At 64.7% G+C, this 26,012-nt stretch carries 28 protein-coding genes; 16 read left to right on the top strand and 12 right to left on the bottom strand.

What is annotated here, in order from left to right:
• Position 1: 1 nt before the first annotated feature.
• Together AOP74_RS06125 and AOP74_RS06120 are read right to left on the bottom strand one after the other, a co-directional pair.
• Positions 2-1,570, bottom strand: coding sequence for a Re/Si-specific NAD(P)(+) transhydrogenase subunit alpha (locus tag AOP74_RS06125; RefSeq protein ID WP_061961438.1), 1,569 nt, complete (start codon positions 1,568-1,570; stop codon positions 2-4).
• A 220-nt stretch (positions 1,571-1,790) separates the two neighbouring features.
• Positions 1,791-2,195 carry a heavy metal-responsive transcriptional regulator gene (locus AOP74_RS06120; protein WP_061961437.1) on the bottom strand — a complete coding sequence of 135 codons (405 nt, stop codon included), beginning with the start codon at positions 2,193-2,195 and terminating at the stop codon, positions 1,791-1,793.
• Between the two features lie 120 nt (positions 2,196-2,315).
• Here AOP74_RS06120 and AOP74_RS06115 point away from each other — a divergent pair, with 120 nt between their 5' ends.
• The 12 genes from AOP74_RS06115 to AOP74_RS06060 all read left to right on the top strand — a co-directional run bounded on the left by AOP74_RS06115 (position 2,316) and on the right by AOP74_RS06060 (position 13,523).
• Complete coding sequence (locus AOP74_RS06115; RefSeq protein WP_061961436.1) at positions 2,316-2,768, top strand: hypothetical protein; 453 nt, start codon at positions 2,316-2,318, stop codon at positions 2,766-2,768.
• A gap of 139 nt (positions 2,769-2,907) precedes the next feature.
• A complete protein-coding gene (locus tag AOP74_RS06110) occupies positions 2,908-3,438 on the top strand; it encodes an NADPH-dependent FMN reductase (RefSeq protein WP_061961435.1) in 531 nt (176 codons plus the stop codon).
• Positions 3,439-3,493: 55 nt separating this feature from the next.
• Entirely contained in the window at positions 3,494-4,027 is a 534-nt protein-coding gene (locus tag AOP74_RS06105; protein WP_061961434.1) for a flavin reductase family protein, read from the top strand.
• Positions 4,028-4,029: 2 nt separating this feature from the next.
• Positions 4,030-4,872 (top strand): ABC transporter ATP-binding protein, encoded by an 843-nt coding sequence (locus AOP74_RS06100; protein ID WP_061961433.1) that lies wholly within the window; start codon positions 4,030-4,032, stop codon positions 4,870-4,872.
• 14 nt (positions 4,873-4,886) lie between these two features.
• Positions 4,887-5,762 carry an ABC transporter permease gene (locus tag AOP74_RS06095; protein ID WP_236683732.1) on the top strand — a complete coding sequence of 292 codons (876 nt, stop codon included), beginning with the start codon at positions 4,887-4,889 and terminating at the stop codon, positions 5,760-5,762.
• Positions 5,763-5,822: 60 nt separating this feature from the next.
• Complete coding sequence (locus AOP74_RS06090; RefSeq protein WP_061961432.1) at positions 5,823-6,962, top strand: ABC transporter substrate-binding protein; 1,140 nt, start codon at positions 5,823-5,825, stop codon at positions 6,960-6,962.
• A 38-nt stretch (positions 6,963-7,000) separates the two neighbouring features.
• The gene (locus AOP74_RS06085; RefSeq protein ID WP_061961431.1) at positions 7,001-8,059 is read left to right on the top strand and encodes an LLM class flavin-dependent oxidoreductase; all 1,059 of its coding nucleotides are present in this window, start codon (positions 7,001-7,003) and stop codon (positions 8,057-8,059) included.
• A complete protein-coding gene (locus tag AOP74_RS06080; protein ID WP_082096037.1) occupies positions 8,056-8,745 on the top strand; it encodes a cysteine hydrolase family protein in 690 nt (229 codons plus the stop codon). Before AOP74_RS06085 ends, AOP74_RS06080 begins: the two co-directional genes overlap by 4 nt.
• On the top strand, positions 8,742-10,079 hold the full coding sequence (locus tag AOP74_RS06075) for an NtaA/DmoA family FMN-dependent monooxygenase (RefSeq protein WP_061961429.1): 1,338 nt from the start codon (positions 8,742-8,744) through the stop codon (positions 10,077-10,079). Before AOP74_RS06080 ends, AOP74_RS06075 begins: the two co-directional genes overlap by 4 nt.
• Positions 10,076-11,362: an MFS transporter gene (locus AOP74_RS06070; protein ID WP_061961428.1), complete on the top strand. Its 1,287-nt coding sequence runs from the start codon at positions 10,076-10,078 to the stop codon at positions 11,360-11,362. The genes AOP74_RS06075 and AOP74_RS06070 overlap by 4 nt, the downstream gene beginning before the upstream one ends.
• Positions 11,359-12,807 (top strand): MFS transporter, encoded by a 1,449-nt coding sequence (locus AOP74_RS06065; RefSeq protein ID WP_061961427.1) that lies wholly within the window; start codon positions 11,359-11,361, stop codon positions 12,805-12,807. Before AOP74_RS06070 ends, AOP74_RS06065 begins: the two co-directional genes overlap by 4 nt.
• Positions 12,804-13,523 (top strand): aspartate/glutamate racemase family protein, encoded by a 720-nt coding sequence (locus AOP74_RS06060; RefSeq protein WP_061961426.1) that lies wholly within the window; start codon positions 12,804-12,806, stop codon positions 13,521-13,523. Before AOP74_RS06065 ends, AOP74_RS06060 begins: the two co-directional genes overlap by 4 nt.
• Before the next feature lie 88 nt (positions 13,524-13,611).
• On the opposite strand, the gene AOP74_RS06055 is transcribed toward AOP74_RS06060, so the two are convergent.
• The 3 genes from AOP74_RS06055 to AOP74_RS06045 are packed head-to-tail and all read right to left on the bottom strand — an operon-like array spanning position 13,612 to position 16,471.
• The gene (locus AOP74_RS06055) at positions 13,612-14,607 is read right to left on the bottom strand and encodes a GNAT family N-acetyltransferase (protein WP_061961425.1); all 996 of its coding nucleotides are present in this window, start codon (positions 14,605-14,607) and stop codon (positions 13,612-13,614) included.
• A gap of 37 nt (positions 14,608-14,644) precedes the next feature.
• Positions 14,645-16,150, bottom strand: a complete 1,506-nt coding sequence (locus AOP74_RS06050) for a deoxyguanosinetriphosphate triphosphohydrolase family protein (RefSeq protein WP_061961424.1) — start codon at positions 16,148-16,150, stop codon at positions 14,645-14,647.
• Positions 16,151-16,198: 48 nt separating this feature from the next.
• Complete coding sequence (locus AOP74_RS06045; protein WP_061961423.1) at positions 16,199-16,471, bottom strand: helix-turn-helix transcriptional regulator; 273 nt, start codon at positions 16,469-16,471, stop codon at positions 16,199-16,201.
• Positions 16,472-16,517: 46 nt separating this feature from the next.
• Here AOP74_RS06045 and map point away from each other — a divergent pair, with 46 nt between their 5' ends.
• A complete protein-coding gene (gene map / locus AOP74_RS06040; RefSeq protein ID WP_061961422.1) occupies positions 16,518-17,303 on the top strand; it encodes a type I methionyl aminopeptidase in 786 nt (261 codons plus the stop codon).
• Positions 17,304-17,317: 14 nt separating this feature from the next.
• Entirely contained in the window at positions 17,318-18,418 is a 1,101-nt protein-coding gene (locus AOP74_RS06035; RefSeq protein ID WP_236683731.1) for an LLM class flavin-dependent oxidoreductase, read from the top strand.
• Here AOP74_RS06035 and purQ read toward each other — a convergent pair.
• Genes purQ through AOP74_RS06020 form a run of 3 tightly spaced genes read right to left on the bottom strand, consistent with a single transcriptional unit; the run spans position 18,415 to position 19,838 of the window.
• Positions 18,415-19,116 carry a phosphoribosylformylglycinamidine synthase subunit PurQ gene (gene purQ, locus AOP74_RS06030; RefSeq protein WP_061961421.1) on the bottom strand — a complete coding sequence of 234 codons (702 nt, stop codon included), beginning with the start codon at positions 19,114-19,116 and terminating at the stop codon, positions 18,415-18,417. The two genes, AOP74_RS06035 and purQ, sit on opposite strands and share 4 nt — an antisense overlap.
• Positions 19,116-19,364, bottom strand: a complete 249-nt coding sequence (gene purS / locus AOP74_RS06025) for a phosphoribosylformylglycinamidine synthase subunit PurS (protein WP_061961420.1) — start codon at positions 19,362-19,364, stop codon at positions 19,116-19,118. The genes purQ and purS overlap by 1 nt, the downstream gene beginning before the upstream one ends.
• 24 nt (positions 19,365-19,388) lie before the next feature.
• Positions 19,389-19,838: a septum formation family protein gene (locus tag AOP74_RS06020; protein ID WP_061961419.1), complete on the bottom strand. Its 450-nt coding sequence runs from the start codon at positions 19,836-19,838 to the stop codon at positions 19,389-19,391.
• A gap of 156 nt (positions 19,839-19,994) precedes the next feature.
• Here AOP74_RS06020 and AOP74_RS06015 point away from each other — a divergent pair, with 156 nt between their 5' ends.
• Positions 19,995-20,714 carry a trimeric intracellular cation channel family protein gene (locus AOP74_RS06015; protein WP_061961418.1) on the top strand — a complete coding sequence of 240 codons (720 nt, stop codon included), beginning with the start codon at positions 19,995-19,997 and terminating at the stop codon, positions 20,712-20,714.
• Between the two features lie 7 nt (positions 20,715-20,721).
• Here AOP74_RS06015 and AOP74_RS06010 read toward each other — a convergent pair whose 3' ends face one another.
• Positions 20,722-21,618, bottom strand: coding sequence for a phosphoribosylaminoimidazolesuccinocarboxamide synthase (locus tag AOP74_RS06010; protein ID WP_061961417.1), 897 nt, complete (start codon positions 21,616-21,618; stop codon positions 20,722-20,724).
• Complete coding sequence (gene purD, locus AOP74_RS06005) at positions 21,618-22,904, bottom strand: phosphoribosylamine--glycine ligase (RefSeq protein WP_061961416.1); 1,287 nt, start codon at positions 22,902-22,904, stop codon at positions 21,618-21,620. Before purD ends, AOP74_RS06010 begins: the two co-directional genes overlap by 1 nt.
• Before the next feature lie 146 nt (positions 22,905-23,050).
• On the opposite strand from purD, the gene AOP74_RS06000 reads away from it, so the two are divergent.
• A complete protein-coding gene (locus AOP74_RS06000; protein WP_160297462.1) occupies positions 23,051-23,401 on the top strand; it encodes an ArsR/SmtB family transcription factor in 351 nt (116 codons plus the stop codon).
• Positions 23,402-23,521: 120 nt separating this feature from the next.
• On the opposite strand, the gene AOP74_RS05995 is transcribed toward AOP74_RS06000, so the two are convergent.
• Positions 23,522-24,814: an adenylosuccinate synthase gene (locus AOP74_RS05995; protein ID WP_061961414.1), complete on the bottom strand. Its 1,293-nt coding sequence runs from the start codon at positions 24,812-24,814 to the stop codon at positions 23,522-23,524.
• 178 nt (positions 24,815-24,992) lie between these two features.
• Positions 24,993-26,012 (bottom strand): class II fructose-bisphosphate aldolase, encoded by a 1,020-nt coding sequence (gene fbaA / locus AOP74_RS05990; RefSeq protein WP_061961413.1) that lies wholly within the window; start codon positions 26,010-26,012, stop codon positions 24,993-24,995.

Below are 26,012 nucleotides of genomic sequence, written 5' to 3'. Positions count from 1 at the left end.
CTCACGCTCCCTTCTGGAACATGCCGAGCATCCGGTAGGTCACGAGAAATCCGCCGAACACGTTGATCGAGGCGACGGAGGCGGCAATGAATGCGAGCACCGTCACCACCGTGGACGACGATCCCAGCTGTAGCAGCGCACCGACGAGGATGATTCCGCTAATCGCGTTCGTCTGACTCATCAGCGGGGTGTGGAGCGAGTGGGACACGTTCGAGATCACGTAATAGCCAATGAAGACCGCGAGGATGAAGACGGTCATCATCATGAGGAACGCGGGGTTCGCGAAGCACAGCGCAATCGCGAGCAGTCCGCCCGAGACGCCCATGGTCCACGCATTGCGCTTCTTCCTGGCCGCCTCTTGGGCCGATGCTCGCTCGGCTTCCGCTTTGCGCTCCTCTTCCGACACCTCGGGTGCGGCGGCAGCGGCCCTGGCGCCAGCATCGGCCGAAACCGATACGGGAGGCGGCGGCCACATCACCTCGCCGTTCGAGGCGACGGTCATGCCGCGAACGACCTCGTCTTCCATGTCGAGCACCGCCTCGCCGTCCTTCGCGGGCGTGAGGAGCTTCATGAGGTTGACGATGTTGGTGCCGAGGAGCTGCGACGTGTGTTGCGGCATGCGGCTGGGCAGGTCGGTGTAGCCGATGATCGTCACGCCGTTGTCGGAGATGACCTTCTCGCCGGGCACGGTCAGTTCGCAGTTGCCGCCGCCGATCGCCGCCAGGTCAACGATCACGGACCCCGGCTTCATGGCCGCGACCATGTCTGCGGTGATGGTCGTGGGCGCGGAGCCGCGCACCAGCGCGGTGGTGATGACGATGTCGGCGCTGCTCGACTCCTCTGCGTAGACGTCGAGGGCGGCCGCGAGCTGCTCCTGCGTGAGTGGCTTGGCGTAGCCGTCGGAGGAGACCTCCTGCTGGGCAGCCGGGGCGTGCACAAAGGTCGCGCCCATGGACTCGATCTGCTCGGCGACCTCGGGGCGGACGTCAAAGCTGCGCACCTGAGCACCCAGGGAGACTGCGGCCCCGAGCGACGCAAGGCCGGCAACTCCGGCGCCAATGACAAAGACCGTGGCGGGGTCCGTCTTGCCCGCGGCGGTGACTTGGCCGGCGAACATCGCTCCGTACGCCTCCGCGGCCTCGATCACCGCGCGGTAGCCAGACACATTCGACATCGTGGACAGCACGTCGAGGGCCTGTGCGCGGGAGATGCGGGGTACGGCGTCCAGGGAGAGCGCGGTGACGTTGCGCTGGGCAAGGTCCGCGATCAGGTCATGGCTGGAGTGCGGGGCGAGGGTGCCAATCAGGACGCCGCCGCGCTTGAGGAGGTCTCGCTGCTGCTCGGTGGGCGGGTTGTAGGCGGCGACGATGTCCCCACCCCACACGCTGGCGGCATCCGTGACCGCGGCGCCTGCAACCAGGTAGGCCTCGTCACCGAAGTTCGCAGCCTGTCCGGCACCCGCCTCAACCAGCACCTCATAGCCGAGCTTCGTGAGCGCCTCAACCGTCTTGGGTGTCGCGGCCACCAAGGTCGAGCCCTCGGCCGTCTCCTTCGGGATGGCGATCTTCATGCGCCCTGCCTCTCGAGCTGCCACGCGCGCAGATGCGTCGTGCCGTCGTCATGTGAATCCGGACCCGCGACGCGCTCAGGCGCACGCGGCGGCGGAGGCACTTGCGCACCGTCGCCTTCGGTTCACGACTCTATCGGGAACGGCGCCGAATGCGACGGGACGATGGTCCCCGCGCCGCCCACCGGCACCCCTGGTATCTGGGCACTTCGCCGCGGGCCACTTAGTGCGCGGCGTGCTCCACGACCTGGCAGCGGTTGGGGTCGTTGCAAGAGTCGGGGTCCAGAACGTCGGCGCGAGCTCGCAGCGCCTGGAGTTCCGACTTGGCTGCTTCAAGCGAAGCGATCTGGTTCTCAATGAGCGCCAAGTGCTGGTCCAGCAGAGCGCTCGTGTGCTCGCACGTCGAGTGCCCCTCCGACTTCATGTCGAGAATCTGACGCGACTCCTTGAGCGTCAGGCCTGCGGCTTGAGCATCGCGCACGAACGTGAGGCGCTTGAGGAACTCCTCGTCGTAATCGCGGTAGCCGGACGAGGTTCGGCCAGGATCCGGCAGGAGCCCGATCGACTCGTAGTACCGAACGGTCTTGGCGGTCACGCCGGCCTTGTCTGCCAACTCACCAATGCGCATGTCTCACTCTCCCGTCAACATTCCACTTCACTGTAACCCTTTCGCCCCAGCGCCCCGTACGTCATCGGTCCGGCGCACGCCAGTAACGGACGAGAAACACTCGATTGCCACAATGCAGGCATGACCGAATCCGCTGGCAAGATGCCTCATCCGTGGCACCGCTTTGCACCGGACTCCATCGAGGTTCGGATGCTCACCGACTTGGCGGCCACCCTAAAAGTTCCTCTTGAGCCACGCGCTCTAAAGCTCCCGTCCGGGGTGCGGGCAGAGGTCGACGGTGCCGCTTCGGATGACTCCGTCCTGGTCAAAGTAGTTGCGACACAAGGAACGGTGCGGTCCGCGCACCGCAACCGGGTTCTCGCGGACATGCTGAAACTCACATGGCTACGCGCCGCCGTTGCGCCAAAGGCCCGCCTGGTCTTGTGCATTACAGAGCCCGTCGCTCCGTACTTCAGTGCAACGAGTTGGCCCGCACAGGCCGCTCACGACCTCGGCGTTGACATCTACGTTCATGGCACGGACGGCACCCGTCGACTTCACGCTGAGCAAGAACTGGACGACACACAGATTTAACACGTGGGGCGGATTCAAGAAACGTCCGGCCCTTAATGTAGCCATCAGTACGACGGACCTCCGCAGGCCAATTGGATCACTCACTCGGCCAGCAAGCTCTCCGCTCTGTTCACTCAAGGATCGAGCTCAGGAGGTTTCTATGCCTTGCCCTACCCTCATCGTCTCGGGGAATCCCCGACCGAATTCCACGACCCTCGACGTCGCCACACGCGCCACTCGCGCACTTGGCGAAGCCGCTGGTGTAGATCTCGACATCTCCGTTCTGGAGTTGTCTGACATCACGGACACCCTGCTCACGTGGCAGCACCCCGACGCTGAATCAGCCCGCCGCCGCGTAGCCGATGCACAACTCGTTGTAGTCGCGACCCCGTCATACAAGGGGACCTATACGGGCCTCCTCAAGGCATTCCTCGACGGGTATGGGCCCGCGTCACTGGCAGGCACAATCGCGGTCCCCGTTGCCGTCGCTGGCTCACCGGTACACGCGTACTCGACGCCCCTTCACACGAGCACGCTGCTCGGCGAAGTCGGTGCGCTGACTCCGTTCGCAGGCTTGGGCGTCATGGAGTCCGTAGCCCGCGACGAGAGCGCACTCGACGGCGCAATCGATGCCTGGGTCTCTCGTCACGAGCCCATCCTGCCTGTCGTCTCCGCAGCTGCCTCCGCGTAGCTCACAACACACATCTCGGGGCACCGTCGCCCTTCCTGACCTGAGGAGAACTCTCATGACTACCGTCTCTCACCGCACCACAGCATCGGCCGCCTCAAGCGGCGCTTCCCCCTCGCCCCAGTCCTTCGACCCGAATCACCTGCGTGAAGCACTTGGAGCCATGGCCACCTCAGTCACTGTTGTGACCACTCACCACGAGGGCGAGCGGTACGGATTCACCGCGAACAGCTTTACTTCCGTGTCGTCCTCTCCCCCACTCGTGGCCGTGTTCCTCGCAGAGACGGCCGACAGCTACCGGGCCTTCTGCGAAGCGGAGCGCGTGGCCATCAACATATTGGCCGAAGGGCAAGGCGACGTCGCGAGCCACTTTGCACGCAAAAACAACGACAAGTTTGGCGAAGTCGCCCTCGCCGAGGAGCACGTTGATTTGCCCGTGATCGACGGCCACATGGCCGCACTGAAAGGCCGCATCGCTCACCGAGACGACGCCGGCGACCATCTGATGCTGCTCATTGAAGTTGAAGCGGTCTGCACGAGCGAGAACGCGCCGCTGGTCTACCAAAACCGCGCCTACCGAAACCTGGTGTAGCCATGACACTCCCTCAGCACCCCGACGCGATCGTGGTCTCTGATGCCCGCAAAGCATACGGCGACGCGGAACGCCCAGTCGTCGCGCTTGGCGGCGTCGATGCCTCCATCCGTCGCGGCGACTTCGTGAGCATCATTGGACCGTCCGGATGCGGCAAGTCCACGCTCTTGCGCATGATCGCGGGACTTGAGACGGCAGACGACGGTGAAGTCTCCATCTTCGGATTGTCGACCGAGGACGCCTGCAACGCGAAGATGGTCGGCCTTGTCCCTCAAGTGCCCGCCCTGCTTCCTTGGCTGACAGTCCGCAAGAACGTCACGCTGCCGTCGCGAATCAACCCGGGTGCAGAACGACGGCGCCGACACGGGATCGGCGGAGCGCAGGTCCGAACCGAGCCGGTCGACATCGATGCGCTCCTTCAGCGCGTGGGCCTGGCCGATGCTGCACACAAGTTGCCGGCCGAGCTTTCCGGAGGAATGCGACAAAGGGCCTCCATCGTGCGTGCCTTTGGCATTCAGCCCGAGGTCCTGCTCATGGATGAACCCTTCAGCGCGCTCGACGAGTTCACGCGAGAGGCCCTGCAGGGTCAGCTCCTCGAGATCTGGCGAGACATGCAGACCACCGTCGTGTTCGTCACCCACAACGTCTCTGAGGCCGTGCGCCTCAGCGATCGAGTGATCATCATGGGGGCGAATCCTGGACGTATCACGGCAGAAGTGGAGATCAATCTACCTAGGCCGCGAGACGAGCAGCTCCTGAGTAGCGCCGAATTCCACCAGTACGAAAACCACATTCGCCAGCACCTGCAGTCTGCATGGCGCGACAACTCCCAAGCTGCGGCTTAAGTCAGGAGAAGCGAGTGACCGCTATCAACAATGCCGCCGCGCCCACCACGGATGCGACGGGCACGACGAAGTTCGCGGAGAGACAGGCCCGAGGCGGCAAGATCTCGAGCTCGGTGGCGTCCGCTGTCGCAGTCTTGAAGCCAAGCTTTTGGCTACCGGCCACCGCACTCCTCGTGGTCTTCGCGTCCCTTTGGGCCTGGACCGCGCACACCAAGCCGTTCCTCCTCCCGCCTCTGACCGCGGTCGGCGAATCGATCGTCAACGATTGGCAGTACTACGTGTCCAACGCGTGGGTCACGCTACAGGTCTCGCTTGTCGGGCTCGGCATCGCGTTCGTGACGTCGTTTTTGCTGGCGATCCTCATTAGCGAGATGCCGATCGCACGTCGCGCGATCATGCCCTACGCGGTGGTCCTCAACGTGACACCGCTGGTCGCCCTTGCACCTGCCCTAGTCGTCGCCTTCGGGTTCGGTCCCGAGCCCAAACTCATCGTGACCGCGCTGATCTGTTTCTTCCCGATCCTCATCAGCGTTTCCACGGGGCTGTTGTCAGTGGATCCCGCCGCACTCCACGTCTTCCGAACCCTGAAGGCGTCACGTTTTGAAACGCTGCGCTACCTCCGACTCCCGAGTTCGCTGCCGTACATGTTCACTGCGCTCAGAGTCGTGTTCCCGCTGTCGATCATCGGTGCCGTTGTCGCCGAGTTGAACGCCCCTGGTGCCGCCGAGGGCCTTGGCACCGCGATCAGCCTGGCGTCGTCGAACAACCAGCTCGCCGTGATCTACGCCTCGATCTTCTTCCTCGCGCTCATGGGCGCTGGACTTCTCTTCCTCGTCACCGTCGTAGAACGGCGAGTCCTTCACTGGCACGAGTCACGCCAGGGCCAGTAGCACCACCCCTCTCCCCACCACCCTGCGGGTCACCCGCACACTGCCTCCAAGGAGCACACCATGCACTACCGCCTACCCACAATCGCCCTCGCGGCGTCCACCGCACTCCTCTTGACCGGGTGCGCCACCGACTCGGAAGCCACGTCAGATACGTCGGCGATGGCAAGCGAAGCGCCAGCTACGACCTCGAGCGCTGCACCAGAAACCGAGGCAGCCGAGTTCTCGCAGGAGCGTTGCGACCTCAACACCGAGGCCGGAGAAATTACCTTCGCAACTGGTTACTACTACCAAGCATCCGTGGGAATCCTGAACGTCGTCGCAGCCAAGGAACTTGGGTACTTCGAGGATCTCTGCCTCGACGTCACGGTGCAACCGGGGACGGGCGACACCGCTCAGAACACCCAGCTCCTCGCTGCGAACACCATCCAGTTCACAGGCCTTGACGCCCAGAACATCATTCTCGCTGCGGACAACAACATCAACATTCTCGGAGTGTCGGTCTTCTCCGACGTCGGCCTCGACATTCTGATGACCCCAACCGATGTCACTGACCTCACGGAACTCGAGGGCACAACGTTGGGCCAGAAGGGGTCCCTTCCGACCACCGTCGCAGCAATGCTCTCAAACGCTGGCGTCGACATTGATGCAATCGACCAGGTGACCGTTGGCTACGACCCCTCGATCCTCCCGCGAGGTCAAGTCGACTCACTCACCGGATACATCTCAAACGAGCCCAACCTTCTCGCCGCTATGGGCGAGGACGTCACAGTGTGGCGCCCTTATGACTACGACGTGCCTTCATCCATGGGTGTGACGGCGGTGAACCCAGACTTCGCCGCGGAAAACCCCACAGCGGTTGAGGACTTCCTTCGCGCCATCACTCACGCGTACGACTACTGCGCCTCAAACGCCGAAGAGTGCGTGGGCTACGCCTCCGAGGAGTCCGGACCCGGTTACGACGTCGACCACAACATCGCCGTGTGGGAGACCGAAGTGGGCGTCGTCACAGAGTCAGCGGACCCCGAGGCAGCCTTGGGCACCGTCGATAGCGACCTCGTCGCCACCATCTACGACTTCCTCACCGAATACGAGCTCGTGACCTCGGGGCTCACCGCAGACGAGGCTCTCGACCTCTTTGACGGGTCGTTCAACGACGCCATCTACGACGGCACCGCACTCGTCTGGCCCGCGACGTCCTAACCGTCTCGCGGACCACCACTGACTTGAAGGAGGGAACCATGGGTTCCAAGGAATACGGAGTTTTCCTGCCGATCGGCAACGGAGGATGGCTCATCTCGGACACGGCACCGCACGCCGAGGCCACATACGAGCAGAACAAGAACACGGCCGTCCTCGCGGAGGAAGCCGGCATGGACTTCGCCATGGCGATGGCCAAGTGGCGCGGCTTCGGCGGCACCACGGACCACTGGGGACGGACTCTCGAGTCGATCACCATGATGGCCGGAATCGCAGAGGCCACCAGCACCATCGATATCTGGGCCACCGTCCACGCCAACCTTCAGAACCCGGCGATCGCAGCCAAGATGTTCACGACCCTCGAGCACATCGCGCCGGGTCGCGTCGGCATGAATATCGTCTCCGGTTCTTACGCCGCCGAGTTCGAGCAGATGGGCATGTGGGATGCGGCCATGACGAAGGACGAGCGCTATCGCATGGTCGATGAGTGGATCACGGCCATTAAGGCACTCTGGAACGACGGGCGCGTCGACATGGACGGCGAGTTCTTCTCGTTGACCGACTGTGAGTCTCGTCCCCAACCGAGCACGACACCCACTCTCATTAGTGCGGGCCGGTCCGAGCCTGGGCGTGCGTTCCAGGCGAAGCACTGCGACGGCGCGTTCTTGGGCGCAGACTCACCCGAAGAGCTCAGAGACCTCTCGCGGGACGTGCACGAACGGGCCGCTTCCTTCGACCGCGAGTGCAAGACCTACGCGATGCTCACCGTCGTGATGGACGAAACCGACGCCATCGCGGAGCAGCGCGCGGAGGCCTACGGCGAGGGTGTCGATCGCGAGGCGTTGACAGCCATGGCGATGTCCTGGGGAATGCCGCACGACCGTGCGCTGAGCTGGACCGCAGAGGCAAAGGGCCACGCCGCATTCCAGACTCCCTTTGTCGCGGGCTCACGAGACACGGTCGTTGAGAAGATCGAGACCATAGTCAACAAGGCAGAGCTTGACGGACTCATGCTCATCTTCCCGGACTACGAGCGAGAGCTTCCGATCTTTGGAGCCGAGGCCTTGCCACTCTTGCGAGGCAAGGACGTGCCTGCATGAGTGGCGTACCCGCACTAGCGCAGGTACCGGCAGGAGCCGCACTCGTGGCCGACGACCAAAATGGCGCCCTTGTTGTCATCGACGTCCAGCGATCGTTCGGAGATCCGGACTTCATTCGCGAATTCGGTCTTACCGATGAGGCGATGAAGGCAGTGTCAGCTGCGATCGACACCATGCAAGAGCTCGTCTCGACGGCCCGCGGCTTGGGCATCCCGGTGGTGTGGGTCGAACTCGCGTCCGACCCGACGCAGCCATGGCAAACATCGAACTGGCTGGCGGGCAACCCGATGGATGCCCCGCTCGACGCGACGTACCCGTGTGTCGAGGGCACGGTGGGCGCTGAATGGTTCCGCGTGGCACCCGAGCCAGGGGAGATCGTCGTAAAAAAGCGACGCTACTCCGGTTTTCACGGCACAGACCTCGAGAACGAACTGCGTCACGCCGGAATCACATGGCTCGTTATGGCGGGCCTCACCACAGAGTGTTGCGTCGCGACCACAGCCTTGGACGCCTTTCAAACGGGCTTCCCTGTAGTCGTGGCGTCCGATGCGACCGCCGCATACGACCTACCAGTCCACACCGCCGCGTTGCGTCAACTCAGCGACAACGCCGCCCTCATCTCGACGACTTCCGACATCGTCGAGCTGTGGCACACCACAACAGCAGCACGAAAGGTTGCCTCATGACCGGCAACATGCACCTCGCATTCGACCTCTCCTTCAGCCACACAGAAGGCCGATGGGCCCGACCAGGCTCGTGGGTCGGCACATCGTTCCCCGACGTCCGCGTCTTTCAGGAACTCGCGATGACGGCCGAGCGCGCCGGCATCGACTTGCTCTTCTTCGGAGACGGCTCGGGAATCCCCGACACCTGGCGCGGCTCGATTGACCCCGCCGTCGAGTGGGGAATCCAGTGGCCACGCCAGGACATGAGTCCATTCATCGCGGCCATGGCCGCAGTCACCGAGAACATCGGCTTTGGCCTCACCTACTCGTCGACGTTCATGCACCCGTTCTATGTCGCGCGCCTGCTCAATTCGCTCGATCACGTCACCGCTGGCCGGCTCGCGTTCAACGTAGTCGCATCGACTCGCAGCGCCGACGCGAACAACTATGGCTTCGATCAATTGATGGAACACGCCAAGCGATACGAGCGTATGGAGGAGTTCGTCAAGGTCTGCCAGGAGCTATGGGATTCGGTTGAGCCCGATGCGATCGTCGCGGACCGAGAGACCGGCAGGTTCGCGGATCCGTCCAAGGTGCATCCCATCAACCACGATGGCGAGTTCTTCAAGGTCAAGGGACCGCTGTCGAGTGTTCCAAGCCCGCAGGGCCGGCCAGTTCTCATTCAGGCCGGCAATTCACCGCGGGGCATCGCAGCGTCCGCCAAGTTCGCGGACCTCGTCTTTGGCGCAGGTTCAGGCTTGGCGTCGCAATTACGTCACCGCGATGCACTCGACGCTGCACTTACGGCCGAAGGCCGCAACCCCTCACAGGTCGGCATCCTCTGGTCCGTTCAGGCAGTCGTTGGTCGCTCGGACGACGAAGCCCGTGCACGATTGGCCGAGACGCTCGAGTTCTGGGACGAGGAAGCAGTGGGCGCGTACCTCTCTCACAACGCGGGCTACGACTTCTCCGATCTACCGGACACGATTGTCCTTGGCGAGCTCGGGGAGTTGATTCGAGCACAGCAGGCGAGCCCTGGCGGTCTGGTGGGGTCACTCCTCGAGGAGTTTGGCGCCGATTACCAGATGTCCAAGGACGAGTTCTTTGAGCGCGGGTGGCGTCACGCGACGCACTACGACCACGTCGTGTGTGGGACGGCAGAGGCTGTCGCTGACACGCTCGAGGAGAACTTCGAGGCCACAGGTAGCCGAGGAGGGTTCATGTTCTCTTCCCCGCTGTCGATGCCCGGCGGTTACACCGACATCGCTGATCTGCTCGCACCAGAACTGCGCCGTCGCGGAGCACTTGCCCCTCAATACCCCCACGGCACGCTGCGAGAGAACCTCCGGCCATGACACTGCCGCGCGAGTCCACCCTGACCGAGCAAGCGCTCGTTCTCAGTGCCTTCATCGGCGCGAGCCAGCTCACGTGGGGTGCGCTCGCGCCTGTACTACCCCTTTACGCCCGCGAGTTCGGGACCAGCATTGCGTTGCTCGGTCCCGCACTCGCGGCCTTCGCCCTGGGGCGCGCGATCATCGGCATCCCAGCGGGCATCATGATGAAGTGGTGGCGTCCGCGCCCCTACCTGTTCGTCACGGCGACCGGGCTGATCGTGACGACCGTCGCGACAGCGCTCGTGTCCTCCCCCACTCACTTGGTGGCCCTCCGGCTCATTGCAGGACTCTTCGGCGGCGCAACCATCACGATCGCGTTTGCAGTCCTCATCGCAGGCGCCCCGGCTTCTCGACGCGGCTCAGTCATCGCGACCGCAACGGTCGTGCAGCTGTCTGCGGCTGCCATCGGCTCGTTTGTCGGAGGATGGGTCGCTGACACCTGGGGCTTGCGATGGGTCTTTCCCGTCATTGTTGTTCCCCTGCTCGCGGTCATGGTCTGGGACGTGACGCGACCTGCGCGCCACTACTGGGCTGCAACACGCGGCGGTGAACCCGCGACCCAATCACGCTCCGTGGAAGTTACCGAAACGCCGCGGCGCCAGCGCTCGTCGATTGCATGGGTTATCACGGTGCTTGCCGTCGTCTCGTTTGCGGCCTTCTTTGCCCGCTTTGGTGGAGAGCAAGGCTTGATTCCTACGATGGCATACGACATCGCGAAGGTAAGTCCCACGATGCTGGGCGTCATGCTGGCCGTAGGAACGGGCCTCTCAATTGCCACGCTCGGGCCTATCGGCCGGGCTGTGAATCGCGGTGCGCGGCTGAGCGTTTTCTTGCCGGCGACAGCATTCGCAATCTTGGCAGTCATGCTCTTCCCCCTCGCCAACGAACCTTGGGTGTTTGGGGTCCTGATCGCCGCATACAGCGTGTCTTCGGCAGTCTCCGGAATGGTGCCGGCCGTTGTGACAGCGGACCGCGTGCCACGACGGCTGACTGGCACTGCGGTGGGCATCACACGGACGGCCGGCGATGCGGGCGCAGTCGTGGGCCCACTCGTCGTCCTTACCTTGTACGGTCAAGGATCCGTGTGGTGGGCACTCGCGTCCATCGGTGTCGTGCTGACACTCTCCGCGATCCTCTTCATCCCCATCGCGCGCAAGTCCGCACGTGCGCAGGACTCTGTCACTACAGCCACGGCCAACGGCGCATCGCATTCGACGCCGCAAAACCGCGAGGTTCCCGCATGACGCCGCATGGCTCTGACTCACGCCGGTGGCACACGCTCGCGACCCTATGCCTTGGCTTCTTCCTCCTCCTCGTGGATGGAACGATCGTCTCGGTGGGGACTCCCACGTTCATGGAGGCGTTCGGTATCGACGCCGCCGCCGTGCTTTGGATTACAACCGCGTACCTCTTCGCCTACGCAGTTCCATTGCTCGTTACCGGACGTCTCGGTGACCGGTACGGCCCACGCCGCCTGTACTTGGTGGGGCTTGGGACGTTCATCGCAGCCTCTGCCATCGCGGGACTCGCGCCGTCTTTCGAGGTACTGGTGGGCGCTCGAGTCCTTCAAGGGCTCGGCGCCGCCGCCATGACACCACAATCGATGGCCATCATCGCGCGGACATTCGCCGGCAAAGAGCTCCCCATCGCGATGGGCTTATGGGGAACTGTCGGAGGTGTCGCCAGCATCAGTGGTCCCCTCCTGGGTGGGGCCCTCATCGACTCCCTCGGCTGGGAATGGATATTCCTCATCAACGTGCCGGTTGGTGCGATCGCGTTCGTGACAGCGTGGCTGTGGCTACCAGTGCTTCCTCAACAAGCTCGCACAGTCCCTCTCCTCGGCATAGCCGTGACGATGATGGCGATATTGGCCGTCGTCGTGGGTATCCACGAAGGACCAGCACATCAGTGGATGCTGATCGAAGGATGGGTTCCCGCGCCTCTGCTCATCGTTGGCGGCATCGCGCTCCTGACCTGGTACTTGCGACATCAGCGCGGTGCTCCTGATGAGGTTCTCTTGCCTCTGTCACTCTTCCGGTCACGGCCGTTCACGCTCTCCGTCATCGTTGTCGCGACCACTGCATTCGCCGTCTCGGCGATCATGATCCCGGTGATGCTCTATCTCCAAGTTGACGTAGGACTCGCACCCGGGCCGTCGTCCTACGTACTGATACCGATGGGCCTGTGTGCGGCGGTGTGCGCTCCCGTCGCCGGCTCTCTGGTCAATCGCATAGGAGCAGGCCGTGTCGCCGTCCTGGGCACAGCCATGCTCGCAAGCACAGTGTGTGCGGTCACGGTGGCGGTGGGCCTCGATTCGGGACCAATCGTCATTGGCGCAGCCCTCGCCGTGTTTGGCGTGGCCAACTCATTCGTGTGGTCACCGCTCTCAGTCATCGCGATGGTCTCGATCCCGTCGGAACTGGCAGGAAGCGCTTCGGGCGTCTTCAATACCCAACGTCAGGTTGGAGCGCTCCTAGGAGCCGCGGTGACCGCAGCCATCTTGGCCGTGAACTCAGACAACATGGTGTGGACGCTCCTTCCGATGTGCGTGGTGACGATCGTCGGCGCTGTCCTCGCTCCACGCCTCGCCCGAGCATCCGCGCCAGTCCCGGACGCGCCCGGGGGCCAGACTGGACGCCGGTGGCCCTGGACCACATCCGGGGGCATCGCCGTACAGTCGGAGGCATGAGCCCCATCACAGCCACCCGCACCGAACCGCGCCGCCTGGGACTGCTCGGCGGCATCACTTGGCACAGTTCGCTGGAGTTCGAGCGCCTGCTTAACGAGGGCGTCAACACTGCCCGAGGAGGGTCGAGCGCCGCCGACCTGCTGGTGCGCAGCTACAACTTCCAGACCATCGCGGACGCCCAGGCGGCCGGGGACTGGGAAGGGTTGGGCCAGACCTTCGCCAAGGACGCGAAAGCACTCGAGGCCGCAGGCGCCGAGGCCATCCTCATCTGCGCCAACACCATGCACAAGGTTGCGCCAGCCGTCGCGAGCGCGATCGACATCCCAGTCATCCACATGCTTGACGCCACCGCAGACGCCATCGAAGCGGCCGGCCTCGACACCATCGCGCTCCTGGGCACCGGGTACACGATGCGCGATCCGTTCTACCGCGACCACATGGCCGCGCGCGGGATCACCACGATCGTTCCCGAGGAGCCCACCCTCCAAGAGGTGCACGACCTCATCTACGGCAACCTCGCGCGCGGAATCGTCCCCGAGGGTGCGGCGGCGTGGACCCGCGGTGTTTACGACGAGCTCAAGGCACGCGGAGCCCAAGGCGTCATCTCTGGTTGCACCGAGATCCCCATGGTGCTGACCGCGGACGACGTCGCCGACCCGTACTTCGACTCGATGGCGCTCCACGTCGACGCGGCCCTGCGTTTCGCCCTCACCTAACCGCCTCACCCCTTCATCCCCTGGCCGTACATACTCGGCGGGATTTCGGCGCCCAAACGTCCCTGGCCGTCACCTTTCGACGGCCACCTCACCACCCAGCGGCATCCAACACCCTCGCGGCCACCTCGAGCCGGTCGGCGCCATCGGTCGCAACAACGGCATCGTCCAGATCAAGCCTGAGCAAAGACTCCTCCAACTCAACCGTCCGCGCATACGCAAACTCGCGCCACGGGCCCTCGGGCTCCCGCACACTCAACCGAGCCATCCGCTCCGCCTCCCCCGCGCTCACACGCACGATGGAGACGGAAGCAAGGCCAGCATCGGCCTTCCCAAAGATCGTGGCGTAGCGCTCGCGATCCGCGGGGTCCTCCACCACCCGCGCAATCACCATTAGCCCGATGCCGTGGTCCCTGTAGGCAGGCGCGGCACCCGCGAGCGCGTCGAATAGCAGGCGCTGGTTGAAGGGATCGTCGGCGAGTGACGGCGAGACCTGGCACAAGGCGTCCGCGTCGATCCACGACGCTCGTGCCCCGCGCTCGCTCAGAATCTCGTGGACGGCAGCGGCCGCGGTCGACTTGCCCGCGCCCATGGTGCCGTTGATCACGAGTACTCGCGAAGGTAGATCAAGCGCCATGCAGACGGTGTCGGGATGGTCGGCGTAGTCGCCATACGGGACGATGCGGTGGTAGCCCAGGTGCTCGTACAGCCCGATCGCCTCGGGTTGCTTGAGTCCGGTTTCGAGCACGAGGCGGGTGGCACCGAGCCGCCGGCCGTCATCCTCCGCGGCGCGCATCAGCGCCTTCGCAAGTCCCGTGCCACGAGCGCCGGGCGCCACCCACAGGCGCTTGAGCTCCAGGTCACCGGGGCACAGTTCAGAGCGCGTCCCCCAGCGTGCGGCAATGGCCCCGAGAGCCTCACCGCTGCCGTTCTCGGCGACCCACACGCCGGTGCCGGTCGGAAACTCGCTCTCGAGCGTCAGTTCAGGGTCGTCGTAGCGAATCCCGAGGTCGCGCTCCTGCTCGGTCCACAGCGCGAGGACTGCGTCTTCGGCGGCGAGGCTGTGGCGAATGGTGATGTCGTGCACGTCACCAGTATCGGGGATTGGAGCGGGCCGATGCTGGCTACAGTCCCTGCCCCGCGTCCCACAAGCGTTCGGTGCGGCCGGCAAGCATGGCGTCGAGATGGGTGGCCTGGGCGTCGGTGAGGGCGGCCACGTAGTCGATGATGCCGCGGCCGGCTGCGCGACGGCGCAGTTCCACCTCGTCCACGGTGGGCAGGAGTTGCGGCTCCTCGTGCAGGATCCGCATGTAGTCCTCGGTGGCCATGTCGACGAGATCGATGAGCCTTCGCGGCGCACGCCGGGCGTCGTGATCGTCGTCGAGCCACGCGGCGAAGCCATCGACCAAGCGCTCGATCAGGCTGGCCTGTCCCCGCTGGTAGACGGCGAGATCGGGGCGGTCCAGGATGAATCGCTCGTGGAGGAACTTGAGGACGGCGACCTCGTGCCAGGCGCGCTGGTTAAGCGACACGTGACCCGAGCGGTGTGCGGGGTCCCGGTGCACCTCGACCGAGGACTGCAGGTGGCGGATCCAGTCGGTCGTGAAGCGGGCGAGCGAGCGGTCGGCGGCGAGGGAACCGTCGAAGGGCACGGTCAGCAGGCCCTCGACAACCTCCTCGGTGACGCGCTCGACGGCGGCGTCAAAGGCATCCGCGTTGGCGATCCAGGGATCGCGGTCTTCCAGCCGTCGCCAGAGCAGTTCGAGCGAGTGGCCGGGCGAGCGCGCCGTGTCCCTGAGCGTCGCCTCGTCGAGCTCGCGCAATTCCGCCAGGTCCCGGCGCCACTCGCGGAACTCTCCCGCGATGGTCGCCTGGTTGAGGAGCCCTGCGCGGTAGAAGTCGTCGAGGTCGTGCAGCGAATAGGCGATGTCGTCAGCGATGTCCATCACGGAGCACTCGAGCGTTTGCTGACCCGCCTCGATCTTGGGATAAGCGGTCAAGGCATCCCGAGCATCGTCCACATCGACCACGTACATCGAGAACTTGTCGCTGGCCGCACCGCGACGGTCGCCACCCTCGCCGCGCAACCACGGATACTTCAGCACGGCCGCGCGCACGCCACGAGTGAGGTTGAGGCCCACCCCTGCGGTGTCGTGTTCGTCGAGGCGGGTGAGGATGCGGAAGGTCTGGGCATTGCCCTCGAAGCCCTCGCGAAGCCGAAAGCGGTCACGGGCCAGGCGGTCCAGCGCACGCTCGCCGAGGTGCCCGAAAGGAGGGTGGCCAACATCGTGCGCGCTGGCGGCGGCCTGCACCACCACGGGGTCGCAGCCACCGAGCTCGCCGACTAATTGCCCGACGGGCCCCTCATCGCGATGAAGGTGCATCGCGATCGCGCGCGCCACCGCGGCAACCTTGACCGAGTGCGTGAGGCGGTTATGCACCGCGAGCCCGGCGCCGGTTTGCGAGATGACCTGCGTGACTGCAGACAGCCGCGAGAAGTACGGCGAGAAGCGGATGCGCTCAATGTCGACGCGAAAGTCGGGACGCGTCTCCGCGAGCTGGAACTCATCGAGCTCCTCGGGCGAGCGGCGTCCCGTGCGGGGGTCAGGCTGCTGAGCGGCGTCGGTCATGCCCTCCATCCTGGCGCATGACACCGGTCCGGGGCACCGTCGCTGGGGTCAGGAACTCACGGCCATGGGCTCGCGAATAGGTATCGCGACCTGCGCCCACACATCGTCGAGGGAAAGACCGAGCACCGCCGCGACCGCAGCGATAGTCGAAAAGGCTGGCGTGGCCACGCGACCAGTCTCGATCTTGCGTAGCGTCTCTGGCGACACTCCGGCGTCGAGCGCGACCTCAAGGATGGAGCGTTCAGCGCGGGCCTGCCGCAACAAGGCACCTAGGCGCTGGCCACGCTCAATCTCTTCAGCGGTAAGTGGGAGTCTGACCATGACAGCATTCTAGTACCGGTATTACATGACCGGTATAGTTATTGGAATGATTGAGATTCTGAGCACTTCCGAGGTTGATCAAGCCCGGCGTACGGGCCGCCTCGTTGGGGACATCCTTGACACACTGCGCGGCCGAGCGCGCGTAGGCACCAACCTGCTCGACATCAACCAGTGGGCCAAGGACATGATCCTCAGCGCCGGCGCCGAGTCTTGCTACGTCGACTACGCGCCGGCATTTGGCCAGGGGCCTTTCGGTCATTACATCTGCACAGCCGTCAACGATGGAGTCCTCCACGGGATGCCGCGCGACTACCGACTGGCCGACGGCGACCTGCTCACTCTTGATCTCGCGGTCAAGCTCCGGGGCATTGCGGCGGACGCGGCCATCAGCTTTGTGGTCGGGCAAGCCGGCTCACCGGAAGACCAACGAATGATCGACACCACGGAGCGCGCCCTCGCGGCGGGAATCGCCACCGCCAAGCCCGGTGCTCGCATCGGCGACCTCTCCCACGCGATAGGCGCGGTGCTCACAGCCGCTGGGTACGCGATCAACATGGAGTTTGGCGGGCACGGAATCGGCACCACCATGCACCAGGACCCGCACGTCCCGAACAACGGGCGGCCGGGGCGCGGCTACAAGCTCCAGCCCGGCCTCATGCTCGCGCTAGAGCCATGGGTGATGGCGGATACGAACCAACTCATTACCGACCCGGATGACGGGTGGACCCTACGTAGCGAGACCGGCTGCCGGACCGCCCACACCGAGCACACAATCGCGATCACGGACGACGGTGCGGAGATCCTGACGCTCCCGAGCAGACAGTCCGGCTAGATCAGGAATCGTGGGTGCGGCCTGAGCGTTCTCACAGCATGCTCAACATCGGCTTCCTGTCCTTTGGCTGGTTCTCCGGCGCTCCCGGCTCGAATGTGCGCACCGCGAGCGACCTCATGCACGACACCATCGCCCTGGCGGAGGCGGCCGAGGACGCCGGAATGGACGGCGCCTGGATCCGCATTCACCACTTTGAGCAAAACACCTCGTCGCCATTCCCGCTACTAGCCGCGATGGGCGCTCGCACAAGCCGCGTCGAACTCGGCACGGGCGTCATCAACATGCGCTACGAGAACCCGCTGTACATGGCGGAAGCTGCCGCGACCGCAGATCTGATCGCAGATGGTCGGCTCCAGCTCGGCGTGAGCCGTGGGTCACCGGAGCCCGCAGCCGACGGCCCGGGAGAGTTCGGATACCCGCTCCCCGTTGGCATGTCGCCGGCCGAGGATTCTGCGGAGCGCATCGCCCGCTTCCGCGAGGCAATCTCTGGCGCCGGGATCGCCGCACCGGGCGCGCGTGCGCACGTGCGGGCCGGCGAGAAGCTCCCCATCCAGCCCCAGTCCCCAGGTCTTAGTGACCGGATTTGGTACGGCGCGGGTGGCGAGGAGTCTGCAAAGCGAGTCGGCTCACTTGGAATGCATCTGATGTCCTCGACGCTCGTTGAGGGTGGCTCCGGCGAGCCGCTCGGCGTTGTGCAGCAGCGTCAGATCGACGCCTACCGGACGGCGTGGGCCGACGCGGGCCACGAGGGCACACCCCGCGTCTCCGTGTCCCGCTCGATCATGCCGATTTTCGACGACGCCACCCGCACCTACTTCGGCACCACGCTCGCGCGCGACGAGATGGGCGCCAACCGCGACCAGGTGGGCCAGATCGACAATTTCACCGCGACATTCGGCAAGACCTACGTGGGCGACCTCGACAAGATCGAAGCCGAACTACGCGACGACGAGGCCGTCATGAGTGCCGACACCGTGCTCGTCACGATCCCCAACCAGCTGGGCGCAGCCTTCAACCGCAACACCTTCGACGCGTTTGTCGAGCTACGCGACCGCTTGGCACCGGACCACACGGGACCCACGCCAGCATCGGCCCTTCGCGGGCGGTCGTACTAGGCCGAAGCGAGCAGCGCGTTCAGTGCGGAAGCAAAGAAGCCCAGGCCGTCGGTGCCCGTACGGCCGCCTTCACGGGAGTCCGGGCCAAAACCTGGCTCAACCGCGTGCTCGGGGTGCGGCATGAGGCCCACCACGTTGCCGCGGGCGTTGGTCACGCCGGCAATGTCGCGACGCGATCCGTTGGGGTTGCCGCCCACGTAGCGGAACGCCACGCGGCCCTCTCCCTCGAGCTCGTCGAGAGTGCGCTCATCAGCGACGTACTGGCCGTCCTGGTTCTTGAGCGGGATCGTGATCTCTTCGCCGGTGATGTACGCGTTAGTCCAGGCAGTGTCGGTGTTCTCGACGCGCAGGACCTGGTCGCGGCAGATGAAGTGCAGGTCGTTGTTCTTGATCATGGACCCGGGCAGCAGGTGCACCTCGGTCAAGACCTGGAAACCGTTGCAGATTCCGAGGACCGGCATTCCACCATTGGCGGCGTCCACGACCTCGTCCATAATGGGCGAGAAGCGCGAGATAGCGCCGGCGCGCAGGTAGTCGCCGTAGGAGAATCCACCAGGAAGCACGACCGCGTCGACGTTCTGCAGGTTGTGGTCGGTGTGGAACAGGTTGACGGGCTCGCCGCCAGCAAGGCGCACCGCGCGGGCCGCATCGCGGTCGTCAAGGGTGCCCGGAAAGGTCACCACACCGATGCGTGCCATCAGTCAACGACCTCCACGGCCACGACATCCTCGATGACGGGGTTCGACAGCATCGTCTCCGCTGCCTCACGCGCCTTGGCGAGAGTCTCCTCGGTGACGTCGCCGTCCACCGTGAGCTCGAAGCGCTTGCCCTGACGGACGGACGCGAAGCCCTCAAATCCGAGTCGGGGAAGTGCATTGCCGACTGCCTTGCCCTGAGGGTCAAGGATCTCGGGCTTGGGCATGACGTGAACGACGATCGTGGCCATGCGCCGAAGTCTACCGGTAGGCGACTACTCCCCCGAGCCTTCGACGGAGCTCGTCAGTTCCTCGTCCGTATCGCCCGTGATGAGGCAGGCCGTCTGCCGGTCTCCCTCGTCCCACGTGGTCTCCGATGGGTAGATGAGGGAGATGTAATAGCGCGACTCGGCGTACTCGACACCCACGTAGTCGGCGAAGTTCTCCAAGCACGCTTCCTCGACCGTGGTCGCGATGTTGTCGGGATATATCGTGGCGTCAATGACCTCGGCGTAGTACACCTCGCCGTGGTGGGGTTCGGAGCAGTCGACGACTGGGAGTTCGCCGATCTCGGTCTGGGTGTCCGAGGTGATGGACTCATCCACCACGCACTCGCCTGCGGCCATGTCGAAGTCAGGCTCGTCGGCGGCAAAGAGAGAACATCCAGACAGGGCCACCGCCGCAAGAGCGGCGACCAGCACGACGGGCATACGGAGACGGGTCATGGCGTTCGTCCTTCACGGTTCCTCAGCGGCCCCGCCTGCACCAGCGCTGACGGGGAAATATCAGCACCGTCAACCTAGCAAGTACTCGCCAGCCCTGCGCGCTGACTACCATGGGTCTGCCCTCCCCCACACAGATCGGTCACAGTTGTGCCTGCCTTGCTCGACCTCGCCACCACGCCGGAGATCATTGACTCCGCACTGGGTACGCTCCGCACGGTCCTGGAGTACATCGGGACCGTGGCGTTCGCGATCTCCGGTGCAGTCGCGGCAGGGCGCAAGCGCATGGACCTGGTGGGCGCCGTTGTGCTCGCGTGCATGGTCGCGATCGGCGGCGGCACGGTCCGCGACGTCATCCTCGACGTCCCCGTGTTCTGGATTGAAAGCCCCAGCTTCCTGATCGTCGGTGCTGTCACCGGCCTCGCGGTAGCGCTCCTTGCCCGCTGGCATCAGCCCGACCGTCTGGGTCGCTTCCGCATTGTGCAGGCATCCGATGCTCTTGGACTTTCCGTTTTCGTGGTCGTCGGCACTGGTGTCGGGATCGACGCAGGTGCTCCGCTGCTCATTGCCGCCACAATGGGCGTCCTGACCGGCGTGGGCGGCGGCATCATCCGCGACATGCTCGCCAACGACGTCCCTGACGTCCTGCGCAATGGCCAGTTCTATGCGACCGCCGCGCTCGCTGGCGCAGCCGTCTATGGCGTGCTGATCTGGTTTGACGTACCGCGCACCGTGGCGTTTTGGGTGCCGATCGTGGTGATCCTCGCCATCCGGCTGGCATCCATCAAGTTCGGTTGGGGCGTGCCAACAGTGGGCGGAAAGCGCGTCGACGTGGACGCACCTCATGGCCACCCCGACGTTGGCCACTACGGGGGCTAACGCACGGCTAGTGCTTGGCGAGCCTGTCGTAGGCCTCAAGGTAGCGCTGGCGCGTGCGGTCCACGACCTCTGCGGGTAGAGCCGGTGGCGGGGAGTCAGACTTCTTGTCCCAGCCGGACTCCTCAGACGTGAGCCAGTCGCGCACAAACTGCTTGTCGAAGCTGGGCTGGGCCTTGCCCGGCTCCCACGTGTCTGCTGGCCAGAAGCGGCTCGAGTCAGGCGTCAGGACCTCGTCACCCAACACGATGCGACCGTCGCCGTCGCGGCCAAACTCAAACTTTGTGTCCGCGAGGATGATGCCCTTCGCCGCGGCGATCTCGTGGGCACGCTCGTAGACGGCGAGGGTCAGGCGTCGTAGCTCTTCAGCGTCTTCCCGGCCGATGCTGGCCACCACAGCCTCAAAACTCACGTTCTCGTCGTGCTCGCCAACCTCGGCTTTGGTTGCGGGGGTGAAGATGGGTTCGGGTAGACGGGACCCGTCTTCCAGTCCCGGGGGCAGTTGGATGCCGCACACGGTGCCGGACTCGCGGTACTCGGCCAGCCCCGAACCGGTCAGATAGCCGCGCGCCACGCACTCCACAGGGAACATCGTGAGGCGCTGGCACACCATTGCGCGGCCCTCGACCTCGGCGGGCACGGGTGCTTCCACGGTGTGGTTGTCGACGATGTCGACCACACGGTCAAACCACCACATGCTGAGGCCCGTCAGAACGCCCCCCTTGCCGGGGATCTCCGTGGGAAGAACCCAGTCGTACGCGCTGATGCGGTCGGACGCGACAACAAGCACGACGTCCCCGCGAGGATGCGGATCCACCGGCTCGTAGAGGTCACGAATCTTGCCCGAGTAGATGTGCCGCCAGCCCTCGAGTTCGGGCGCGGTGGGCGGAATGACGTGGCCGGGCATCAGGCGAGCGCCTCCCGTGCATTCGCTTCGCCATCGGCGGCCTTGAGCGCGATGTCGCTGCGGTGGTGCGAGCCCGGCAGGTCAATCTTGCCGAGCGCCTCGTACGCAAGCGCCCGAGCATCGGCCAACGTCTCGCCACGACCAATGACCGACAGCACGCGACCGCCCGCGGCAACCAACTCGCCGTTTTCGTCGATCGCCGTTCCGGCATGAAGCACGTGCGCGCCGTCGATACCATCCGCGTCATCGGCGCCCGTGATCGGGTCACCCTTGCGCGCGGACTCGGGGTACCCGTGCGACGCGAGCACCACTGTCACGAAAGCGTCCTCGCTCCACACGAGGGGGTCGATCTCGTGCAGTCGCCCCTCGGCAGCAGCCAGCAGGACCCCAGCAAGCGGAGTCTCGAGCCGGGCCAGGACTGACTGCGTCTCGGGGTCACCAAAGCGCGCGTTGAATTCAACAACTCGCAGACCCTTGCTGGTCAGCGCGAGCCCGCAGTACAAGACCCCCTGGAATGGCGTGCCGCGGCGGGCCATCTCGTCGACCGTGGGCTGGGCAACGTGCGTGACGACCTCATCCACCAAGTCGATCGGAGCCCATGGCAGCGGTGTGTACGCGCCCATGCCGCCCGTGTTGAGGCCTTCGTCGCCGTCGTACGCGCGCTTAAAGTCCTGCGCCGGCTGTAGCGGGACCACCGTCGCGCCGTCGCAGATGCAGAACAGCGACACCTCAGGTCCATCGAGGAACTCCTCGATCACGATGGTGCCGTCAGCGTCCAAAATGGCCTGACCGTGCGCGGTGGCCTCGTCGAGCACCTCGGTGACCACGACGCCCTTACCCGCGGCGAGACCGTCATCCTTCACGACGTACGGGGCGCCAAACTCGGCAAGCGCGGCATCGAGCTCGTCACGGGTGGTGCACACGCGCGGCTCGGCGGTCGGCACCTTTGCGGCGGCCATCACGTCCTTCGCGAACGCCTTGGACCCTTCCAGCATCGCGGCCTCGGCGGTGGGCCCAAAGCACGGGATGCCCACTTCGCGCACGGCGTCGGCGACACCGGCTACCAGCGGCGCCTCGGGCCCCACGATGACGAGGTCAGCCCGCAGGTTCGTTGCGAGCGAGGCCACAGACGCGCCATCGTTCTGATCCGCGGTGTGGAGCTGCGCAATCTGGCCGATGCCCGGGTTGCCCGGGACTGCATGCAGTTCCGTGACAGCGGGGTCGAGGTGGAGGGAGCGGGCGATCGCGTGCTCGCGGGCTCCGGAGCCGACTATGAGTACCTTCACGCGTGCGAGTCTAGCGAGCCACTCACAACCGGGTTCCACAGGTTGCTGCGCCGGATGCCTTCTCCACACGTTCTCGCCTCCGCGGGAGGCCGGTGCTCGTTTCGTTCATTCTCGGAATTCCGAGAATGAACGAAACGAGGTCACTCATGCCGCGCAGCCGTCGTATGCACTCCGGGCGGGCCGCGACGCCAGCCCTCGAGCACATTGCGCAGGACGCCCTTCTCGACGAAGTTCTGACCGCGCTGACGCATCCCGCGCGCAGATTCATTCTGGAACTGCTCGAAGAAGTGGACGATGCCACCGCGACGCACCTCGCCCTCGCGGTAGCCGAAGCGTTTGGGATCTCACTCGCTCGCGGGTCACACCATCTCAATGTGCTCAAGAAAGCGGGCCTGGTCTCCATGGGACGCGACGGACGCGAGCGCCTGTACCGCCTAAACCCACGGGCGATTACCGTCGTCACGACATGGATCGACGATGTCACAGCCCTGTTCTAGTTACGGGCCGAGGTAGAACGTTCCGCGACCTTCGACGGAAAAGTACGGCCAGACGCAAAAACCGCCCCGATCCCCGCCGTGTATGTACGGCCAGGGGAAGGGGGCGGCTTGCGTGACGACTTAGCGAGCGTGGATGAGGTCGTGGACCTCGATGGTCTGCTCGCGGTCAGGGCCCACACCGATGGAGCTGATGCGGCAACCCGACATCGACTCAAGAGCCTTGACGTAGTTCTGCGCGTTGGCGGGCAACTCGTCGAAGCTGCGGCATCCGGAGATGTCCTCGGTCCACCCGGGGAAGTTCTCCCAGATGGGCTTCGCAGCGGCAAAGTCGGCCTGGTCCTGCGGAAGCTCGTCGTAGCGGACACCGTCCACGTCGTATGCGACACAGACAGGGATGGACTCCCAGCCGGTCAGCACGTCGAGCTTGGTGAGCACGAGGTCCGTCAGCCCGTTGATGCGCGAGGCGTAGCGGGCAATCACGGCGTCGTACCAGCCACAACGACGCGTGCGCCCGGTGGTGACACCGAACTCACCGCCGATGGTCTGCAGCTTGACACCGTCCTCGTCGAACAGCTCGGTCGGCATGGGGCCTTCGCCCACACGGGTCGTGTAGGCCTTGACGATGCCAATGACGGAGTCGATGCGCGTAGGACCCACGCCAGAACCCGTCGAAGCACCGCCGGCGGTCGCGTTGGAGGACGTGACGAACGGGTAGGTGCCGTGATCGACGTCCAGCATGGTCGCCTGGCCGCCCTCGAACAGGACGGTCTCGCCACGGTCGAGCGCCTGGTTCAGCACCAGCGAGGTGTCGGTGACCATGGGCTCGAGGCGGTCGCGGTACTGGAGCAGCTCGTCAGCAACCTCGTCCACTTCGATGGCGCGGCGGTTGTAGACCTTCACGAGCATGTGGTTCTTCTGCTCGAGCGCGCCTTCGATCTTGTCGCGCAACAGCTGCTCGTCAAACAGGTCGCCCATGCGGATACCGAGACGGTTGATCTTGTCGGCGTAGGCCGGGCCAATGCCGCGTCCGGTGGTGCCGATCTTGCGCTTGCCAAGGAAGCGCTCAGTGACATTGTCGAGCGTGCGCGCATACGGCGCAATCACGTGCGCGGCGTTGGAGATGAGCAGCTTGGACGGGTCAACCCCGCGCTCAATCAGCGCATCAATCTCACTGAACAGCACGGAGATGTCGACGACCACTCCGTTACCGATGACGGGCGTGACGTCCGGCGTCAAAATGCCCGAGGGGAGCAGGTGAAGCGCGAACTTCTGGTCGCCAATGACGACCGTGTGTCCCGCGTTGTTGCCCCCGTTGAACTTCACCACATAATCGACGCGCGAACCGAGCACGTCAGTGGCCTTCCCCTTGCCCTCGTCGCCCCACTGGGCTCCGACGATTACTACTCCGGGCATGCGCCCTCTCCCCTCACCCCGGTTCAAGCCGGGGGCTTGGTACGGCAGGTGTGTCCCGCCGTCTTATCCGACCACACAGTGACGCCTCATACGGGAGGCGACGCGCGCATCGGCCGGACGTACGTCAGCCCCGGGGTGTCTGTCCGACTCCCCGGGGCTGACGCGCCGAATGTCGGACTTAGATCTTCTTGCCGGCGGAGCCGAGCTGCTGGCAGGCCTCGACGATGCGAGACGCCATTCCAGCCTCAGCGAGCTTGCCCCATGCGCGGGGGTCGTAGGCCTTCTTGTTGCCCCACTCGCCGTCGACCTTGAGGACGCCGTCGTAGTTCTTCATCATGTGGTCGACCACGGGACGCGTGTACGCGTACTGGGTGTCGGTGTCGATGTTCATCTTGATGACACCGTGGGAGACGGCGGTCGAGATTTCCTCGGCCGTCGAGCCGGATCCACCGTGGAACACGAGGTCGAATGGCTTGTCCTTGCCGTACTTCTCAGCGGCAGCCTTCTGGATGTCACCGAGGATCTCGGGACGCAGCTTCACGGCGCCGGGCTTGTATGCGCCGTGCACGTTGCCGAAGGTCATCGCGGTCATGTAGCGACCCTTTTCGCCCAGACCGAGCTTCTCGATCGTGGCGATGCCGTCCTCAGGAGTCGAGTAGAGCTTGTCGTTGATCTCAGCCGAGTGGCCGTCCTCTTCGCCACCGACAACGCCGATTTCGATCTCGAGGATGGTCTTCGCGGCCTGCGACAGCTCCAGGAGCTCCTCGGAGATAGCGAGGTTCTCGTCCATCGGTACGGTCGAGCCGTCCCACATGTGCGAGTTGAAGATGGGCGAGCCACCGTTGGCGACCTTGTCGGCCTCGATCTTCAGCAGCGGCTTGAGCCACGAGTCGAGGTAGGTCTTGTGGCAGTGGTCGGTGTGCAGCGCAATGGTCACGCCATACGAGTCAGCGACCTCGCGAGCGTAAGCAGCGAGTGCCAGCGAGCCAACAACCTGGTCCTTGATGGTGGAACCGGAGGCGTACTGACCGCCGCCGACCGAAACCTGGATAATGCCGTCCGACTCAGCCTCCGCGAAGCCCTGAATGGCTGCGGTGATGGACGACGACGAGGTGATGTTGATCGCGGGGAACGCGTAAGAGCCGGCCTTAGCGGCGTCCAGCATCGCGGAATACGACTCAACAGTGGCGATAGCCAT

The organism is Demequina flava, assembly GCF_000975035.1.
GTDB classification, from domain to species: Bacteria; Actinomycetota; Actinomycetes; order Actinomycetales; family Demequinaceae; genus Demequina; species Demequina flava.
Note: the sequence above shows the minus strand (reverse complement) of the source record. Positions and strands in the feature narration are given on the sequence as shown.